The sequence below is a fragment of the Bacillus sp. FSL K6-1366 genome (assembly GCF_037976695.1).
In the GTDB taxonomy this organism is placed as follows: Bacteria; Bacillota; Bacilli; order Bacillales; family Bacillaceae; genus Bacillus; species Bacillus subtilis.
In genome coordinates this window covers 2,560,517-2,577,528 of the sequence record NZ_CP150268.1, presented here as the reverse complement: position 1 = coordinate 2,577,528, position 17,012 = coordinate 2,560,517, and the positions used below count along the sequence as shown (strand labels likewise).

Here is a 17,012-nt window from a genome sequence, read left to right as displayed (position 1 = left end):
CACAGTATCCTCCAAGTAACTTGTTGACTTCAAAGTGCCTACTTCTCAACAAAAGAGGGAACCTATAGAATGAACAATAATTCGAAAAAGGGAGTGGATCAACAATGGAATTACAGCTTGCATTAGACCTCGTCAACATTCCAGAAGCCATTGAGCTTGTCAAAGAGGTAGAACAATACATCGACGTAGTTGAAATCGGAACACCGGTCGTCATTAATGAAGGCCTAAGAGCCGTTAAAGAAATAAAAGAAGCATTTCCTCAATTGAAGGTTCTTGCAGACCTGAAAATCATGGATGCCGGAGGCTACGAAATTATGAAAGCGTCGGAAGCAGGCGCTGACATCATCACCGTTTTAGGAGCTACAGACGACGCAACGATTAAAGGCGCAGTAGAAGAAGCCAAAAAACAAAAGAAGAAAATCTTAGTGGACATGATTAACGTGAAAGATATCGAGTCCCGTGCGCAAGAAATTGACGCACTCGGTGTTGACTACATCTGCGTCCACACTGGCTATGATCTTCAAGCAGAGGGCAAGAACTCTTTCGAAGAATTAACGACAATCAAAAACACCGTAAAAAACGCAAAAACCGCAATCGCGGGCGGCATCAAACTTGATACACTACCAGAAGTGATCCAGCAAAAGCCTGACCTTGTCATTGTCGGAGGCGGAATTACAAGCGCAGCTGATAAGGCGGAAACAGCTTCAAAAATGAAGCAGCTGATTGTCCAAGGATAACTCCGATGAAAACGACTGAATACGTAGCGGAAATTCTCAATGAGTTACACCGTTCAGCAGCTTATATTTCTAATGAAGAGGCTGACCAGCTTGCCGATCACATTCTTTCATCCCACCAAATTTTCACTGCGGGTGCGGGGCGGTCTGGCCTGATGGCAAAATCCTTCGCGATGAGATTGATGCACATGGGCTTCAACGCCCATATAGTAGGTGAGATTCTCACTCCGCCGCTCGGCGAAGGAGATCTAGTTATTATCGGCTCAGGATCAGGCGAGACAAAGAGCTTGATTGATACCGCAGCAAAAGCAAAAAGCTTACACGGAATTGTTGCCGCTTTAACCATCAATCCGGAATCAAGCATCGGAAAACAAGCGGACCTCATCATCAGAATGCCTGGTTCTCCTAAAGACCAGTCAAACGGAAGCTATAAAACCATTCAGCCAATGGGATCATTATTTGAACAAACTTTGCTGCTCTTCTATGATGCAGTGATTTTAAAACTCATGGAGAAAAAAGGTCTCGATTCTGAAACTATGTTCACTCACCACGCAAACCTTGAATAGCATCACACAACCGGCCTGAAGATCAGGCCGGTTTTATTTTTTCTAAAATAAAACTTTAAACCCAAAAACCCGATAAGTAATATGACCTGCAAATCGTAAAGGGAGGAATTATGTTGATAAAACGATTTAAGATGAAGCTAGGAACTAAAATTCTTTGCCTCGTTTTCGTGGTGATTCTTTTGTTTTCGGCATCAGTTGGCACTGTGATGCTTAAGGAAATTACAGAAAGCTTGAAACAAATGGCAACTGAAAAAGCGAAAGGTGATCTCGCTTTAAGCAGCACTTATATTGATGATGTCATGTCAGGCGACTGGCAGGTGAAAAACAATAAGCTCTATAAAGGGCAAACACAAATCAATGGAAATGAAGATATTGTTGATCTGCTTGGTGAAAAGACAGGTGATACCATTACCATTTTCCAAGGCGATACTCGTGTTGCAACCAATGTCATGAAGAATGGCGAAAGAGCCGTCGGCACCCAGGCTTCTTCTGAAGTTATTGCCGCAGTTTTAAAGAAAGGAAAGCGTTTTTACGGACAAGCAGATGTAGCAGGTTCTTCTTATCAGACTGCATACATGCCGTTAAAAGATCAAAATGGGAACATCATCGGCATGCTGTATACCGGGGCTAATCAAAGTATTTTAGCATCACTTACACAATCACTTTTCACTCAATTCGCTATCGTTCTTGTTATCGTCATTATGGTATCTGTCATCCTTGTCTTGGTTTTCACCAGAAAAATCAACAAGCGGCTGAACGCTTTAAAAAGTGCCTTTGAAAGTGCCGGAAACGGAGATATGACAATAGAGGTGTCAGACAAAACCGGTGACGAGCTATCAGAACTAAGCGTCTATTATAATAAGATGAGAATGAAGCTGAACGATACCATACAAACCGTACAACAATCAGCCCTTCAGCTTGCGTCAGCCTCTCAGCAGCTCTCAGCCGGAGCAGAGGAAACAAATCAAGCTTCAGAAAAAATCACAGAAGCTGTACAGCAGATTGCAAATGGAGCCCAAGATCAGATCACCCGAATTGAAAATAGTGAAAGCTCATTAAAACAAGCTTCAGCAGACATCCGGGATATTTCTGCAAATACTGCCGCTATCGCTGACAAAGGGCAGCTCGCTCAATCAAAAGCAGACATTGGACAAAAGGAAATTGCAAATGTACAGGCGCAAATGGATGCGATTCACCAGTCAATTCAGAAAAGCGGAGAAATCATACACCAGTTAGGCGGCCGCTCTAAACAAATTGAGCAAATTTTATCGGTCATCACCCAAATTGCCGATCAGACAAACCTGCTTGCGCTGAATGCAGCGATTGAAGCTGCCAGAGCCGGTGAACAAGGAAAAGGCTTTGCTGTTGTTGCTGATGAAGTACGGAAATTAGCGGAAGAGTCTCAACAGTCTGCGGGGCAGATTTCAAAACTGATCATAGAAATACAAAAGGATATGAACCGGTCTGCAAGATCTGTTGAGTATGTGAAAACAGAAGCTGCAGAAGGAGTCACCATGATCCAGCGCACCAGAGATGCATTTAAGGAAATTGCAGCTGCAACAGGTGAAATCAGCGCCGAGATTAGTGATTTATCAGCATCTGTAACAAACATTTCAGCCAGTGCACATCATATAAATGATTCCTTTGCAGCCAATACGGCCGACATTAAAGAATCTACTAAAAATACCCGGCAAGCGGCTGCATTAACAGAGGAGCAATTTGCTGCAATGGAGGAGATTACCGCAGCTTCTGAAACACTTTCTCAATTAGCTGAGGAGCTTACCGGTATCATAAGCCAATTTAAAATGATTAATCAAGCCGAAAACGGCTGATGACTTACTATCATTATTGTAAATTGGCAATCGTATTTTGCTGAAAACAAATATTTCGATCTGCTAAAATTACGATTTCTGCAATAAACTGAGCGTAAAACATAAAATTTAAACCTTTACACCAAATGCTTTCTGGATTACTCTTGTGTCAGTTTTAAAAGCGGGAGGTGAACATCACGACGGACATCATAAAAACGATACTTCTCGTCATCGTCATCATAGCAGCTGCAGCTGTCGGTCTGATAAAAGGAGACTTTTTTTCAACTGATCAAAAAACGTCTCAAACGAAAGAATATGATGAAACAATCGCCTTCCCATCTGACCGGTATCCCGAAACTGCCAAGCATATTAAGGATGCGATAAATGAGGGACACTCAGAGGTGTGCACTATTGACAGAGACGGAGCTGAGGAACGCCGCGAGCAATCATTAAAGGACGTACCTTCCAAAAAGGGGTATGACAGAGATGAATGGCCAATGGCCATGTGCAAAGAAGGCGGTGAGGGAGCTTCTGTAGAATACATTTCTCCCGCTGACAACCGCGGAGCAGGCTCTTGGGTCGGGCATCAGCTTACCGATTACCCAGACGGCACAAAGGTTTTATTCACAATTCAGTAAACAGTACATAGAGGAGGAACAGCACATTGATCAAATCATGGAAGCCGCAAGAACTTTCGATTTCATATCATCAATTTACTGTATTTCAAAAGGATTCTACACCTCCTGTAATGGATTGGACTGACGAAGCGATTGAAAAAGGATATGCTGCGGCAGACGGAGCCATTTCCTTTGAGGCACAGCGAAATACAAAGGCCTTTATTCTTTTGCGCCTGAACAGTTCAGAAACAGTAAGCTCCTACGAAAAAAAAGTGACTGTTCCTTTTCATGTCACAGAAAGCGGAATTCATATTGAAAGCATCATGTCTAAAAGACTGTCCTTTGATCTGCCTAAAGGAGACTATCAATTGACATGCTGGACTGTGCCGGCTGAAATGTCAGATTTGCACGCCGACACTTATATTATTGATGCTGTTTCTGTGTAATGAAAAACCCCTGAGAGAATAACTCTCAGGGACTCTTTATAAACTTTCTCCGTTTGTCTTGATGACATCTTGATACCAATAAAAGCTTTTTTTCTTCAAGCGTTTTAAATCGGATGTGCTTTCTTCATCACGATTGACATATACAAATCCGTATCTTTTTTGGTAGCCGTTCAGCCAACTTAACAGATCAGTAAACGACCAGCTGCAATAGCCGATTAAATCGACACCGTCACTGATGGCTTGTCTGCATTGCTCAAGATGCGAACGCAAATAATCAATTCGATAATCATCCTGTACAGTGCCGTCCTCAACTTTATCAAATTCACCCAAACCGTTCTCTGTTATAAACACTGGAAGCTGATAGCGGCTTGTAATTCGGCGAAGACCGATACGCAGCCCAATTGGGTCAATTGTCCAATCCCAGTTGCTCGTTGTCAGATGCGGATTTTTTTTCGTTTTGAACACTCCGGGTATCCCCGTCTCCTGATTGGTTCCCTTTTGGCCTGTCGTATTCATTTTCCCTTCTGACACACCATCAAGCGGATTTCGTTCATAGGTGATCGTCTGATAATAATTGACACCTACAAAATCAGGCTTCCCTTTGGCGAGCAGGTCCATATCTCCTGCTTCAATTGTCGGCGCCCATCCCTGTTTTTCCAAGTAGCGGAATGGAATTTGCGGGTAGGTTCCCCAGCAATACATGTCAAGCCACCAATTGTTCGTAAATTCTTCGGCGTTTTCAAATGCCAGTATATCCTCTGGATGGCTTGATAAAGGGTAAGCCGGAGAATAAGCAAAGCTAGGACCTATTTTGCCTTCAGGCACATATTCTCTAAATGATTCGATGGCTTTTGCATTAGCCAGAAACGCAATATGGTTTGCTTCGTAAAATCGTTTTCTGTCTTTCACTCCAGGCGGATGCATGGCTGTAATAAATCCGTGATTAAAATTGTAGTTCTGTTCGTTTAACGTAACCCAATATTTCACCCTGTCTCCAAAACGTTTATAAAGAGTAATACAGTAGTGATTAAAATCCTCTATGATGTTTCTGGATTCAAACCCGCCGTAATCGTCCATAAGCGCTTGAGGCAAATCCCAGTGATATAAAGTCAGAACCGGCTCGATGTTATGACAAAGCAATTCATCAATCAGACTATCGTAAAACGCTAGACCTGCTTCATTGATCTCTCCTTTTCCTTTTGGAAAAATCCGTGGCCAGCTGACGGAAAATCGATACGCTTTTAACCCCATCTCAGCCATCAGAGCGACATCTTCTTTAAATCGGTGATAATGGTCAACCGCAATGTCGCCATTGGTTCCTTTAAACGTTTTGCCCGGTATTTTCGTAAACACATCCCAAACAGAAGGGCCTTTGCCATCTTCATTCCAAGCGCCTTCAATCTGGTACGCTGCAGAAGCAGAGCCCCACAAAAAATGTTTCGGAAAAGATTCTGGATGCTGGTGGATCATAGTGTTTATCACTCCTGAATTATTTGATAAACCTATCATAGGCTATGAAACGCGTTTCAGATCAACTCGATGTTAGTCGCGGAACAGCTCAGCTAATATTTTTTCTCTTTGTCCAAGAAAATATCGTGTTAATTGAACATGCTCTGTATTCTCATATTCAATATGATGTATTCTTCCACCATCAAAGCTTAAAATATTAGCCATTGGGATAGCCCAGTAGGATTGGGGAGTGAGTCGCAATGATCATCTGTACATTTCCGCCCTTCACCAAATCATGTATAACTCTCAAAAAAAGCTAATTGTCTAGCTGGAGAAAGTGCTGCTTCTGGCTCATCTAAAAGGTAAATCGCTTTCTCTTTAAAATGATGACGGAATAGAGACATAAAGGACTCTCCATGTGATTGATTGTGTAGCGGCCTCCCTCCATAGGAACGGTATAGCTGAGGAGCATCTAGTTCCATCTCATCCAGATGAAGAGAAAGATGATAAAACGATTCAGCCCTTAAGAAGAAGCCATTTGTTACCTTTGGAAGCCAAGATAAACGTATGTAATCTCCTAAATGGGAATCTGACTCCCGTAATTCATAGACATTATTTCGGCTTCCGCCCGCTGTATTGAATTCACACTTATCTGCTATCGCTTCAAGCAAAGTAGATTTTCCAGATCCATTTTCCCCCACAAAAAAAGTCACTTGGCTAGTAAATAAGATGTCATTTAATTGACTTATAGCCGGGATAGTAAAAGGAAATCTGTCAAAGTCCAAAATCTTATCTCGAAGAAGAGTAACCTTTTTTAAAAACATAGCATCTCCTTTCTATACTCAGTTAAATAATATATTGAGAAAGATCTTCTGCATCCATAAAAACATAGCCCATCCTAGTATTCCAACACATAATGCAAACCAAAACGGCACATGAATTTTCAGCAAAAAAGCCAAAATAGCTAGTAAACAAACTGTAGCTGGGATTCCTGTAAGCACACCAGATGCAAATTGACTTAATTGAGCTGTTTTTTCACCTTGTATTTGCATCCAAAAAAGGCTTAATAAGCTGACCAAGGGCAAAGCAGCAATGATGCCGCCATAGGTCGGATGTCTTTTTGATATTTCAGTAACAAAACCGATAATCAACGCAGAGATGATTACTTTACTTAAAACTGCCATTGTTTAGCTTCCCTACTTAAAAGTTCAAATGCCTGTTCAAGTAATTCCTTTTCTGATGTGCTCATTCGTTCAATTATTTCTTTTAATTTCTCTTTATCTAGCTGTGTATGCTGTTCAAGAACAGATCTTCCTTCTTGTGTTAAGAAAACTAAAACTTTTCGTTCATCCTGTTGGCTTCGCCGTTTAGCTATAAATCCCTTTTGAATCAAACGTTTAGTATGCTCTGACGCTGTATTGTGAGAGACAGACAAGTATTCAGCCAAAGCTCCTATTGTTGCCTCACCTTGCTTTTCAATATGCTGCATAATCCGTATTGCCTGGTGAGAAATATTATCTTTATGTTGATAATGTAATAAATAATAAATATCTGTCCACTGCTGATTAAGTTTAGAGATTAAATCCATTTCCATCATTATACACCCCGTTTATATCTTATTATAAGATATAATCAACAAAAGCGATATATTTTTCCATAAAATTCATTCAGTAACTTTTAACAATAAAAAAGCACCCAATTCCAATTGGATGCTTACCATTTTAATGTCTTTTTTCAAATTTATGCGGATGAGGATGGTGCTTTGGAACAAAGCCGTTTTGTTTCATCATTTCAAAGTGTTTGTCCAAGTGATTTTTGATGTGTTCTCCTCTTTCTTTAGGCAGGATACCGTATTGTACATACTTTGAGATCACGTCTTTGCGCTTTTTAAGAATCTCTGCTTCCAGTTGTTCAATCTCTTTCTTTTGCTGATCTGTCAGTGTAACATTTGCGGGAGGCTGCTGCTGTTTTTCAGCGGCCTCAGCTGTACCGGTCAGAAAAATGACAGCCGCTGCAATGAACATTGTGATGATGTTGATGGTTATTCGTTTCATCCAGTTTATTCCTCCAATCCTATTTTTCATATGTTTTGCTGCCTTGTATTTTTTATGCATAAAAATAAAAAGAGCGAACCATTATTCGCTCTTTCTAATCTCTTCGTCAGCATTAAGTTCCTCTTCACCTGGTGTCGCATAAGTGACATATGTTCCCGCGATTAAATCATGCAGGGTCCGTTTGTCTTCTCGTACGGCAATCAGAATCAGGCTGGCGATCAAGCCGAGTCCGAAGGTTATACAGTAAACCAGGCCGGCTACAATAACCCGTAAAAACATTGTTAACAGACTGACCTGTGATCCGTCTTTTTTTACGATTCTGATTCCGCAGATCCTTTTTCCGATAAGATAACCGCGCCAAAACACCGGCAGCAAAATAGAGTACAGCAGTACAATCCGGCTGGTTTGTAAATATTCATTTGACTCCCCATTATGGTTTAAATGTTTCCATTTTCTTTCTCATCGAATATATCATGTGCCTTAGGGGCATCAGCAAGACTTAAATTTATTCTGAAGATCGGTTTCATGCTTCTTGACCATTTCTTACGGTATTGGCATAGATGAATGACGGATCTGCTGCACCTTCACTTCACAAACTCCTATCCATGCACGTCTGGCATTCATCCTTGGACAACTCCTTTTTTCATCACCTCTTCCCTTCATAGACGCTTTTAAACACCCATCCATGCCTTTTGTATACACAATTCGAACTTTTTGAAAACGCGATCAACATATTGCAACCCCTTATGTTCAATGCTATCTTTTTAGTTGATTAACAGATTGGGGGAACTATAGGTGAAATCATTCATGCATTCCAAAGCCGTTATATTCAGTTTCACAATGGCTTTCTTTCTTATATTGGCAGCCTGTTCCGGCAAAAATGAAGCCGATTCCAAGGATACAGGCTGGGAGCAAATCAAGGACAAAGGGAAAATCGTAGTCGCTACATCAGGTACGCTCTATCCCACTTCTTATCACGATACCGACTCTGGCTCCGATAAGCTGACAGGCTACGAGGTTGAAGTCGTTCGTGAAGCGGCAAAACGCCTGGGATTGAAGGTTGAGTTCAAGGAGATGGGCATTGACGGGATGCTGACAGCGGTGAACAGCGGACAGGTTGACGCAGCCGCGAATGACATCGATGTGACGAAGGACCGCGAGAAGAAGTTCGCATTTTCTACTCCATATAAATATTCATACGGCACGGCAATCGTCCGTAAAGACGATTTATCCGGGATTAAAACGCTTAAGGATTTAAAAGGGAAGAAAGCGGCTGGCGCGGCTACAACCGTCTACATGGAGGTCGCGAGAAAATACGGCGCCAAAGAAGTGATTTATGATAATGCGACGAATGAGCAATATTTAAAAGATGTTGCCAACGGACGCACTGACGTCATTTTAAACGACTATTACCTGCAGACACTTGCGCTCGCGGCATTCCCGGATCTCAACATTACAATTCATCCTGACATCAAGTACATGCCGAACAAACAGGCCCTTGTCATGAAAAAAAGCAATGCGGCACTTCAGAAAAAGATGAACGAAGCATTGAAAGAGATGGGCAAGGATGGTTCTTTGACTAAACTGTCGAAACAATTCTTCAATAAAGCAGATGTATCAAAAAAAATTGATGCCGACGTTCAGGACGTTGATTTGTAATCGGACGCCATGATCAATAGCATTCAATGGGAATATATTTTCAACACAAAGCTGGCTATTGAATCGTTCCCTTATGTCATAAAAGGCATTGGGTATACACTGCTCATCTCTTTTGTAAGCATGTTTGCGGGAACTGTGATCGGCCTGTTCATATCACTCGCCAGAATGTCTAAGCTTGCTTTGTTAAGATGGCCGGCGAAGCTCTATATCTCATTTATGCGGGGCGTTCCGATTTTGGTGATTTTGTTTATCCTTTATTTCGGGTTTCCTTATATCGGCATTGAATTTTCCGCTGTCACGGCTGCTTTAATCGGCTTTAGCCTAAACAGCGCCGCCTACATTGCGGAAATTAACCGTTCAGCCATTTCATCCGTCGAAAAAGGACAGTGGGAAGCCGCATCCTCGCTGGGTCTTTCCTATTGGCAGACGATGAGGGGCATCATTTTGCCGCAATCGATACGTATTGCGCTGCCTCCGCTTGCCAATGTATTGCTCGACTTAATCAAGGCGTCCTCTCTCGCTGCGATGATTACAGTGCCGGAATTGCTCCAGCATGCGAAAATCATCGGGGGCAGAGAGTTTGATTATATGACCATGTATATTCTGACCGCTCTCATTTATTGGGCCATCTGCTCCATTGCCGCGGTCTTTCAGAATATCCTTGAGAAAAAATACGCTCATTATGTTTAAACAAACGTTTCATTAAAAAAAGCCGCTCCCCAGGGGACGGCTTTTTTTCTATTGATTCAGCTTCCATTTAAACGGGTCCTCAAACAGCGACCAGTCGGAATCAAATTCATATTCAGTCAGCAGGCATTGATCAAGCTCTTTCGTAATCGTTTCTTCATCCAGGTCAGTTCCGATAAAAACTAGCTGCGTTAGGCGATCGCCGAACTCCGGGTCCCACTCCTCCAGGATTTCCGGCTCCTGCTGTTTGACTTGCTCCTGCTCAAGCTTCGGCAGCGCCGCCACCCAATAAGATACAGGCTCAATCGTAACCGACGGACCTGCTTGCGACATCAGCAAAGCAAGGTTGTTATGAGATGCGCACCAGACGATTCCTTTGGCACGTACCACGTTCTTTGGCATTTGATCCAACCAACGGTAAAATCGTGTAGAATGAAACGGCAAACGTCTCTTATATACAAATGAAGAGATACCGTATTCTTCTGTTTCCGGGATGTGTTCCGCATGGCCTGCCGTCAGCTCTTGAATCCAGCCGGCCGATCCGCTCGCTTCCTCGAAGTTAAATAACCCTGTATGCAAAATCTCCTGCGGTTTTACATTTCCTTTGACGGAACGAATGAACCTGGCTCTTGGCTGCAGTTTACGAAGAACGTTTTCAAGCTGTTCGAGCTCTTGCTCGCTGACCAAATCACATTTATTTAAGATCAGTACATCGCAAAACTCAATTTGATCGATCAAGAGGTCGGCGATTTCTCTTTCATCCTCTTCCCCCAATGCTTCTTTGCGGTCCAGAAGGCTTTCACCTGACTGATAATCATGCCAAAAACGGTTGGCATCAACCACTGTCACCATCGTATCCAGCTGACAAAATTTTGTAAGATCGATTCCCATCTCTTCATCGATATAAGAGAAAGTCTGGGCCACCGGGATCGGTTCGCTGATTCCTGTTGATTCGATGACGATATAATCAAACCGTCCGTCTTTTGCCAGCTTCTCAACTTCAATTAATAAGTCTTCGCGAAGCGTGCAGCAAATGCAGCCGTTTGACATTTCCACAAGCTTTTCATCTGTTCTGGAAAGGCCCCCTTCCTGCTTGACCAAGCCCGCGTCAATGTTCACCTCGCTCATATCGTTTACGATAACCGCTATTTTCAAGCCTTCGCGATTTTGCAGAATGCTGTTCAGCAATGTTGTTTTTCCCGCACCTAGATAACCGCTCAGTACGGTAACCGGAATTTTTTTCATAACAGTGCCTCCATTAAAATAGAATGATTACGATTTAAATTGAATACTTCGCCGTATGTACAATGGTGTAGAGCAGCTTTTCGCGCTCATTTCTCGCTGCCGCCCGATTTCTAAATCAGTAAAGGCTCCAACCGCGTTTAATCCTTTTCCCCATCGCAAATCCTTGCCGACATTCGGAAAACCGCAGCTTGCATAAAGCAATTGCTCCACTTGCGTTGCTGAACCGATGGAAAGCGCAAACATCTCATCAGAAAGTAGCTTGGGTTTCGTTTCAAGTTTTCAAGAGACGCTTCATGGGGATCAATGACAGCAAGATCCTTAGCCTTTCCGCTTTTCACAGATACAGCCAATGATAAGCCATTTACCACAAAACGTAATTATTACGATTTAAATTGTATGGTCTTTTTTCCTTTTTGTCAACGGTTTTCAATTCAGCTGATCACCACTTTTGTATGTTCAGGGATATTTTCATATACCCATTTCGCATCTGGAATGGTCAGCCTGATACATCCGTGAGATGCTTTCGTTCCTAGTTTTTCTGCTTCCGTTTTGATGACTTTTTGATCCTTAGTCATTGGCACACTATGAAATAAAAATTCACCGTGATTTTTCCATGATACCCAGTATTCTGCGCCTTCCTGGTATCCTTCGGAGAAAAACCATTCTCCCCGTTCAGGCTCTACATAAAAGGTGCCCTTTGGCGTAGCATCATCTTTTGTTTGATCAAGACCAGAAGAGATCATCATTGTATAGATGGTGTTGCTTCCTTCCTTGATGTAAGCCTTCTGCTCCTTCACATTCACATCAATCCAGACATGCTTCTGTTTAATATCCGGGTATTCTCCGCCCGAAGGCTTTGTCCAATCAATGCTTGTTTTTTCTGGTTTTCGGGCGGCCGTCATGTGCTCGTCCGTTTTCTTCGTATTTAAACTTGCGTGTTCTTCCGTATGATAAGAACACGCTGACAGCAGGCTGGCCGGCACAAGAACTGCAATAATGAATAATGAGCGTTTCATATTTTATCCACTTCCTTCGAAAAACACAGCTTCGCATAGGCATCGTGGAGATGGATCGATTCTTCATTGCGGCATTCAATCTCAAAGGCCGACACCCATTCAAGCTCAAACAAATCAGCAGCAATCAGCCGGACGAGATCCTCAACAAATCTCGGGTTTTCATAGGCCGTTTCTGTCACGGCTTTTTCATCAGGCCGCTTCAATACCGGGTGCAGTCTCGCAGAAGCATTTGATTCTGCGGCGTGAAGCAAATCAGCTTTAACATCACTTGGCAGCGATGCGGCCGGGTGAACATCCGCCCAAATGCTGACCGTTCCCCTCTGATTATGGGCACTGTATTCGCTGATTTCCTTGGAGCAAGGGCACAGAGTCGTTACTTTTGCTGAGATGCCGGCACGCTGTTTAAACGGCTGATCTTTGCGATAGGTGACAGACATGAATATATCAGCATGCATCAAACCCGCTTTCTCAAGCTTCGGGCTTTTCCGTTCGAAAAACCACGGAAACCTCACTTCAACTGTGGCAGATGATGTGTCCATGTTTTCTGCAAGCTCTTTCGTAAATTGCTGAAGAGAGGAAAATGAGAGAACCCAGCCGTTTTGATGATAGACTTGCAGCAGCTCTGTTAACCGGCTCATGTTAATCCCCTTCTGATTTCTCGGCAAATTACAAGTCATTGTAAAGTTCGCAGCCGTTGTTTGCTCGGCAGGCATCATGGCAGAAGTGATTGTGACTGGATGGGACACATTAGCTACACCTACATGCTGAATGTCAAAAAAATAATCCTTCCTGATATTTTGCAGGTCCTTCATTTTCTCTTTTTCCACTGGTTTCTCGCCTTTGATCGGACTGACCGATCCAAAGTATTGAAGACGCTCCGTTTTTTTCGGGAGCAGCGTATGTTGATTCATTCAGAAAACTCCTCTCACTAACAAATCGTAATAATTACTATTTATTTTGATCGGTTCACTGTTGAAAATCAAGAGAAAATAAAAAAGACACGCACAAACGCGTGTCCGTCAAAATCCTAAACATCCGCCGGGCTGCTTTCCGCGCTCCAGCTTTTCCGCCAGTAATAGCCTGCGGCAAGCACAAGTGCAAACGCCAGCAGCGCGATACAGGAAAACGTGATAAAACCGATAGCATATGTGCCTGTCATCTGTTTGAGAGATCCTAAGATGTTCGGCAGGAAAAACCCTCCGATTCCTCCGGCCGCACCGACGATTCCCGTCACCATGCCGATTTCTTTGCGGAAACGCTGCGGCACGAGCTGGAATACTGCGCCGTTTCCCATTCCGAGCCCCATCATTCCGACAAACAATAGAACAATAACCATTGAAAGAGATGGCAGGCTGCTGACTCCGGCCATACACAGTGCCACGATGACAAACAATACAGAAAGAACTTTCGTGCCGCCGACACGATCCGAAATCAAGCCCCCGACAGGCCGGAAAAAGCTCCCCGCCGCCACACATAATGTAACGAAGTCGCCCGCGTGAATTTTTGACAGCTGGTATTGATCAACAAAGAAAATAGATAAAAAGCTTGAGAGCCCGACAAATCCGCCAAATGTGACGCTGTACAGCAGGCAGAAAAACCATGTTTCCTTTTGCCCGAACACATGCAGATAGCTTTTGAGCGGCTGCGGAGCCGGCTGTGCAGGAGAATCCTTTGCCATGGATACAAAAAGAATAAAGACGATCAATAATGGAATTAGCGCAATTCCCATGACAATGTGCCAGCCGAACTGCTCTGCCAGACGAGGGCCAAACAGGGTTGCAAACAACGTGCCGCTGTTCCCCGCTCCGGCAATCCCCATCGCAAGTCCCTGCAAATGAGGCGGATACCAGCGGCTGGCCATAGGCAGCGCTACAGCAAAGCTTGCCCCCGCCACGCCAAGCAGAATCCCGATGGCATACAGCTCAGTCAGGGAACGGCCGCCGAATGTCCCCCAAAGCAGCGGAATCATCGTCATCAGCATCCCGATCACTGCCGTTTTTTTCGGTCCGATTCTGTCCGTTAAAATACCAAGAATGATACGAAACACAGATCCAGATAAAATCGGCACAGCTACGACAAGCCCTTTCTCAAAAGGAGACAGGCCAAAATCCTGAGAAATATAAACACCCAGCGCCCCAAGCATAACCCATATCATAAAACTGACATCAAAGTATAAAAAGGAACAGAGCAAAGTGAGTGGATGACCGCTAGTTTTCAGTTCCGACAGCTTCATAAGATTCCCCTTTCTAGACCCTCATTATTTTACATTTTCTGAATCAAGGATATAGGACCATTATTTTCTGGAAAAGACATGTGTAAGTTTTTGTGACACGTTTAATGCGTTAACAATGCATTGTGACATAATTTTTAATAGGAGAAAACTTACGAGCTTCGCCAAAGGAGGTCTGATACATGAAGAAACAAAGATTGGTGTTAGCGGGAAACGGCATGGCCGGAATCCGCTGTATTGAAGAAGTATTAAAGCTGAATCGCCACATGTTTGAGATTGTCATTTTCGGAAGCGAGCCGCATCCCAATTACAATCGCATTCTCTTATCCTCTGTATTGCAGGGTGAAGCGTCACTCGATGATATTACACTGAACAGCAAGGATTGGTACGACAAGCACGGGATCACGCTTTACACAGGCGAAACGGTTATTCAGATTGATACAGATCAGCAGCAGGTCATCACAGATCGGAAACGCACTCTGTCGTATGACAAATTAATAGTGGCAACAGGCTCCTCCCCTCATATTCTCCCTATCCCCGGGGCAGACAAAAAAGGTGTCTATGGATTTCGGACAATAGAAGACTGCCAAGCACTGATGAAGATGGCCCAGCACTTTCAAAAGGCTGCGGTAATCGGAGCCGGCTTATTAGGACTGGAAGCTGCAGTCGGTTTACAGCATCTCGGTATGAATGTCAGCGTCATTCACCACTCCGCCGGCATTATGCAAAAACAGCTCGATCAAACAGCGGCGCGGCTGCTGCAAACAGAGCTGGAACAAAAAGGCCTAACCTTTCTTTTGGAGAAAGACACCGTCTCCATTTCCGGCGCCACGAAGGCAGACCGAATCCATTTTAAAGATGGCTCTTCATTAAAAGCAGACTTGATTGTGATGGCGGCCGGCGTCAAACCGAATATTGAATTGGCTGTATCCGCTGGAATCAAAGTGAACCGCGGGATCATCGTGAATGACTTCATGCAGACAAGCGAACCGAATATCTACGCCGTTGGTGAATGCGCTGAGCATAACGGAACGGTGTACGGATTGGTGGCTCCGCTTTATGAGCAGGGAAAAGCGCTCGCCAGTCATATTTGCGGCGTTCCATGTGAGGAATATCAAGGCTCAGCACCATCTGCGGCGTTAAAAATAGCTGGAATCGATGTGTGGTCAGCAGGAAAGATCCAAGAGGATGAACGCACGACGAGCATCAAAATCTACGACGAACAAGCAGGCGTTTATAAAAAAGCGCTTTTTGTAGATGACAAACTGGCCGGCGTTATTTTATTCGGAGACACCCGTGACAAGCAGCGGCTTCTCGACAGCCTGCTTAAACAACGAGACATCTCCATTGTCAAAAAGCAGATCATCGAACCGGAGACAAGCGGCCCTTTATTTGAATCCATGCCTTCCAGTGAAACGATTTGCCAATGCAACACAGTGACGAAAGGCGCGATTGAAGACGCGGTGCACACGAATAGCTTAACAACTGTTGAGGAAGTCAAGCACTGCACCAAAGCCACTGGGTCCTGCGGAGGATGCAAACCGCTCGTTGAAGACCTTTTGAGATACATGACCAACAGCGAATATACGAAGCCCGCCAGCACACCTTCGTTTTGCAGCTGTACTGATTTTACAGAAGACGACATCATCGCTGAGCTTCAGCGCAGGCCATTCACTAATCCGGCAGAAGTGATGAACCAGCTTGACTGGAAAACAAAAAACGGATGCAGTACTTGTGTTCCTGCGATTCAATACTATCTGGAAATGCTGTACCCTGGGTTTGTCCAGCCTGAGCCAGCCACTGAAGAGACATGCATCCTGATTCCGCAAATGTACGGCGGGCGGACAAACGCGGAGCAGCTAAGAACCATCGCCAACATCATTGAGGCATACAGCATTCCCGACGTATCCATCACTCACGGCCAAAGGCTGAAGCTTTCCGGGATCAAGCCTGCGGATCTCCCGAACATGAAAAAAGACCTGAAGATGCCCGTTTACACTAATGAACACCGACACGCGCTGCAAAGCATCAAAGCATGTACATGCGGGCAAAATCGATCGATTCAGCAGCTGGCAGCCCAAATCGAAAGACAACTTGAGATGCTTCCCTTACCCGCTCCCATTTCTATCAGCTTATCATGTGAAACAGACTGCACCGAGGCCGCCCTGCAAGATGTCGGCGCAATTCGGACACAAGCTGGCTGGGACATTCACATCGGCGGCGTCCGGGGAACTCATGCCCGTTCAGGAGCTTTGTTTTGCGTGACTGAGAACGAAGACAGCACTGCCGGCATGATCAAAGGACTGATCCAGTATTATCGGGAAACGGCTCATTACTTAGAAGGTGTTCATCAGTGGATAGACCGTCTCGGGATCGTTCATATCAGAGAAGTGCTATTCGAAGAAGACCTAAGGGCACAGCTGCTGGAAAGCCTCCAAACAGATCTGTCACTGATTCAAAACCCGACTGTAGAGACGGGCGCATATAAGAAAGGATGA

17 protein-coding genes and 3 pseudogenes are annotated in these 17,012 nt (G+C 44.1%); 8 read left to right on the top strand and 12 right to left on the bottom strand.

Annotation, left to right across the window (positions count from 1 at the left end):
• Window positions 1-104: 104 nt before the first annotated feature.
• From hxlA to nin, 5 genes are all read left to right on the top strand, one after another.
• A complete protein-coding gene (hxlA, locus tag MHI44_RS13575) occupies window positions 105-737 on the top strand; it encodes a 3-hexulose-6-phosphate synthase (RefSeq protein ID WP_032724921.1) in 633 nt (210 codons plus the stop codon).
• Window positions 738-742: 5 nt separating this feature from the next.
• The gene (gene hxlB, locus MHI44_RS13570; protein ID WP_144483821.1) at window positions 743-1,300 is read left to right on the top strand and encodes a 6-phospho-3-hexuloisomerase; all 558 of its coding nucleotides are present in this window, start codon (window positions 743-745) and stop codon (window positions 1,298-1,300) included.
• Between the two features lie 110 nt (window positions 1,301-1,410).
• The gene (gene tlpC / locus MHI44_RS13565; RefSeq protein WP_339202139.1) at window positions 1,411-3,132 is read left to right on the top strand and encodes a methyl-accepting chemotaxis protein TlpC; all 1,722 of its coding nucleotides are present in this window, start codon (window positions 1,411-1,413) and stop codon (window positions 3,130-3,132) included.
• A gap of 167 nt (window positions 3,133-3,299) precedes the next feature.
• Window positions 3,300-3,749, top strand: a complete 450-nt coding sequence (nucA, locus tag MHI44_RS13560) for a DNA-entry nuclease (protein WP_003234608.1) — start codon at window positions 3,300-3,302, stop codon at window positions 3,747-3,749.
• Between the two features lie 26 nt (window positions 3,750-3,775).
• Complete coding sequence (nin, locus tag MHI44_RS13555) at window positions 3,776-4,174, top strand: DNA-entry nuclease inhibitor (RefSeq protein WP_042977214.1); 399 nt, start codon at window positions 3,776-3,778, stop codon at window positions 4,172-4,174.
• A gap of 36 nt (window positions 4,175-4,210) precedes the next feature.
• Here the strand turns inward: nin and bglC are convergent, their stop codons facing one another.
• From bglC to MHI44_RS13520, 7 genes and pseudogenes are all read right to left on the bottom strand, one after another.
• Complete coding sequence (gene bglC / locus MHI44_RS13550; protein ID WP_097080589.1) at window positions 4,211-5,644, bottom strand: 6-phospho-beta-glucosidase; 1,434 nt, start codon at window positions 5,642-5,644, stop codon at window positions 4,211-4,213.
• Window positions 5,645-5,716: 72 nt separating this feature from the next.
• Window positions 5,717-6,447 (bottom strand): annotated as a pseudogene (locus tag MHI44_RS13545) (AAA family ATPase).
• Between the two features lie 18 nt (window positions 6,448-6,465).
• Window positions 6,466-6,807 (bottom strand): DUF3147 family protein, encoded by a 342-nt coding sequence (locus MHI44_RS13540; protein ID WP_032724911.1) that lies wholly within the window; start codon window positions 6,805-6,807, stop codon window positions 6,466-6,468.
• The gene (locus tag MHI44_RS13535) at window positions 6,795-7,217 is read right to left on the bottom strand and encodes a MarR family transcriptional regulator (protein ID WP_174616579.1); all 423 of its coding nucleotides are present in this window, start codon (window positions 7,215-7,217) and stop codon (window positions 6,795-6,797) included. Before MHI44_RS13535 ends, MHI44_RS13540 begins: the two co-directional genes overlap by 13 nt.
• 127 nt (window positions 7,218-7,344) lie before the next feature.
• Window positions 7,345-7,677 carry a YckD family protein gene (locus MHI44_RS13530; protein WP_256683196.1) on the bottom strand — a complete coding sequence of 111 codons (333 nt, stop codon included), beginning with the start codon at window positions 7,675-7,677 and terminating at the stop codon, window positions 7,345-7,347.
• 81 nt (window positions 7,678-7,758) lie between these two features.
• Window positions 7,759-8,073, bottom strand: a pseudogene (locus MHI44_RS13525) (RDD family protein); the annotation flags it as partial.
• 41 nt (window positions 8,074-8,114) lie between these two features.
• Window positions 8,115-8,311: pseudogene (locus tag MHI44_RS13520) on the bottom strand (hypothetical protein).
• Between the two features lie 161 nt (window positions 8,312-8,472).
• Between MHI44_RS13520 and MHI44_RS13515 the strand changes: the two are divergent.
• Both MHI44_RS13515 and MHI44_RS13510 read left to right on the top strand, forming a co-directional pair.
• Window positions 8,473-9,336, top strand: a complete 864-nt coding sequence (locus MHI44_RS13515) for a transporter substrate-binding domain-containing protein (protein WP_080481234.1) — start codon at window positions 8,473-8,475, stop codon at window positions 9,334-9,336.
• Window positions 9,337-9,345: 9 nt separating this feature from the next.
• Window positions 9,346-10,026, top strand: coding sequence for an amino acid ABC transporter permease (locus tag MHI44_RS13510; RefSeq protein WP_003234624.1), 681 nt, complete (start codon window positions 9,346-9,348; stop codon window positions 10,024-10,026).
• Window positions 10,027-10,074: 48 nt separating this feature from the next.
• On the opposite strand, the gene zinU is transcribed toward MHI44_RS13510, so the two are convergent.
• The 5 genes from zinU to MHI44_RS13485 all read right to left on the bottom strand — a co-directional run bounded on the left by zinU (window position 10,075) and on the right by MHI44_RS13485 (window position 14,517).
• Window positions 10,075-11,268 carry a zinc metallochaperone ZinU gene (gene zinU / locus MHI44_RS13505; protein WP_021481831.1) on the bottom strand — a complete coding sequence of 398 codons (1,194 nt, stop codon included), beginning with the start codon at window positions 11,266-11,268 and terminating at the stop codon, window positions 10,075-10,077.
• A gap of 27 nt (window positions 11,269-11,295) precedes the next feature.
• Window positions 11,296-11,511 (bottom strand): hypothetical protein, encoded by a 216-nt coding sequence (locus MHI44_RS13500; protein ID WP_339202135.1) that lies wholly within the window; start codon window positions 11,509-11,511, stop codon window positions 11,296-11,298.
• A 188-nt stretch (window positions 11,512-11,699) separates the two neighbouring features.
• Entirely contained in the window at window positions 11,700-12,284 is a 585-nt protein-coding gene (locus MHI44_RS13495; RefSeq protein WP_032730538.1) for a L,D-transpeptidase, read from the bottom strand.
• The gene (gene folE2 / locus MHI44_RS13490; RefSeq protein ID WP_339202132.1) at window positions 12,281-13,195 is read right to left on the bottom strand and encodes a GTP cyclohydrolase FolE2; all 915 of its coding nucleotides are present in this window, start codon (window positions 13,193-13,195) and stop codon (window positions 12,281-12,283) included. The genes MHI44_RS13495 and folE2 overlap by 4 nt, the downstream gene beginning before the upstream one ends.
• A 116-nt stretch (window positions 13,196-13,311) precedes the next feature.
• Window positions 13,312-14,517, bottom strand: coding sequence for a nitrate/nitrite transporter (locus MHI44_RS13485; protein ID WP_032677544.1), 1,206 nt, complete (start codon window positions 14,515-14,517; stop codon window positions 13,312-13,314).
• Window positions 14,518-14,696: 179 nt separating this feature from the next.
• Here MHI44_RS13485 and nasB point away from each other — a divergent pair, with 179 nt between their 5' ends.
• Window positions 14,697-17,012: an assimilatory nitrate reductase electron transfer subunit NasB gene (gene nasB / locus MHI44_RS13480; RefSeq protein WP_339202129.1), complete on the top strand. Its 2,316-nt coding sequence runs from the start codon at window positions 14,697-14,699 to the stop codon at window positions 17,010-17,012.

Bases quoted from the DNA above. Each gene is read 5' to 3' on its own strand.
- hxlA (WP_032724921.1), top strand. From the start codon at position 105: ATGGAATTACAGCTTGCATTAGACCTCGTCAACATTCCAGAAGCCATT.
- hxlB (WP_144483821.1), top strand. From the start codon at position 743: ATGAAAACGACTGAATACGTAGCGGAAATTCTCAATGAGTTACACCGT.
- tlpC (WP_339202139.1), top strand. From the start codon at position 1,411: ATGTTGATAAAACGATTTAAGATGAAGCTAGGAACTAAAATTCTTTGC.
- bglC (WP_097080589.1), bottom strand. From the start codon at position 5,644: ATGATCCACCAGCATCCAGAATCTTTTCCGAAACATTTTTTGTGGGGC.
- MHI44_RS13540 (WP_032724911.1), bottom strand. From the start codon at position 6,807: ATGGCAGTTTTAAGTAAAGTAATCATCTCTGCGTTGATTATCGGTTTT.
- MHI44_RS13535 (WP_174616579.1), bottom strand. From the start codon at position 7,217: ATGGAAATGGATTTAATCTCTAAACTTAATCAGCAGTGGACAGATATT.
- MHI44_RS13530 (WP_256683196.1), bottom strand. From the start codon at position 7,677: ATGAAACGAATAACCATCAACATCATCACAATGTTCATTGCAGCGGCT.
- MHI44_RS13510 (WP_003234624.1), top strand. From the start codon at position 9,346: ATGATCAATAGCATTCAATGGGAATATATTTTCAACACAAAGCTGGCT.
- zinU (WP_021481831.1), bottom strand. From the start codon at position 11,268: ATGAAAAAAATTCCGGTTACCGTACTGAGCGGTTATCTAGGTGCGGGA.
- MHI44_RS13500 (WP_339202135.1), bottom strand. From the start codon at position 11,511: ATGTTTGCGCTTTCCATCGGTTCAGCAACGCAAGTGGAGCAATTGCTT.
- MHI44_RS13495 (WP_032730538.1), bottom strand. From the start codon at position 12,284: ATGAAACGCTCATTATTCATTATTGCAGTTCTTGTGCCGGCCAGCCTG.
- folE2 (WP_339202132.1), bottom strand. From the start codon at position 13,195: ATGAATCAACATACGCTGCTCCCGAAAAAAACGGAGCGTCTTCAATAC.
- MHI44_RS13485 (WP_032677544.1), bottom strand. From the start codon at position 14,517: ATGAAGCTGTCGGAACTGAAAACTAGCGGTCATCCACTCACTTTGCTC.
- nasB (WP_339202129.1), top strand. From the start codon at position 14,697: ATGAAGAAACAAAGATTGGTGTTAGCGGGAAACGGCATGGCCGGAATC.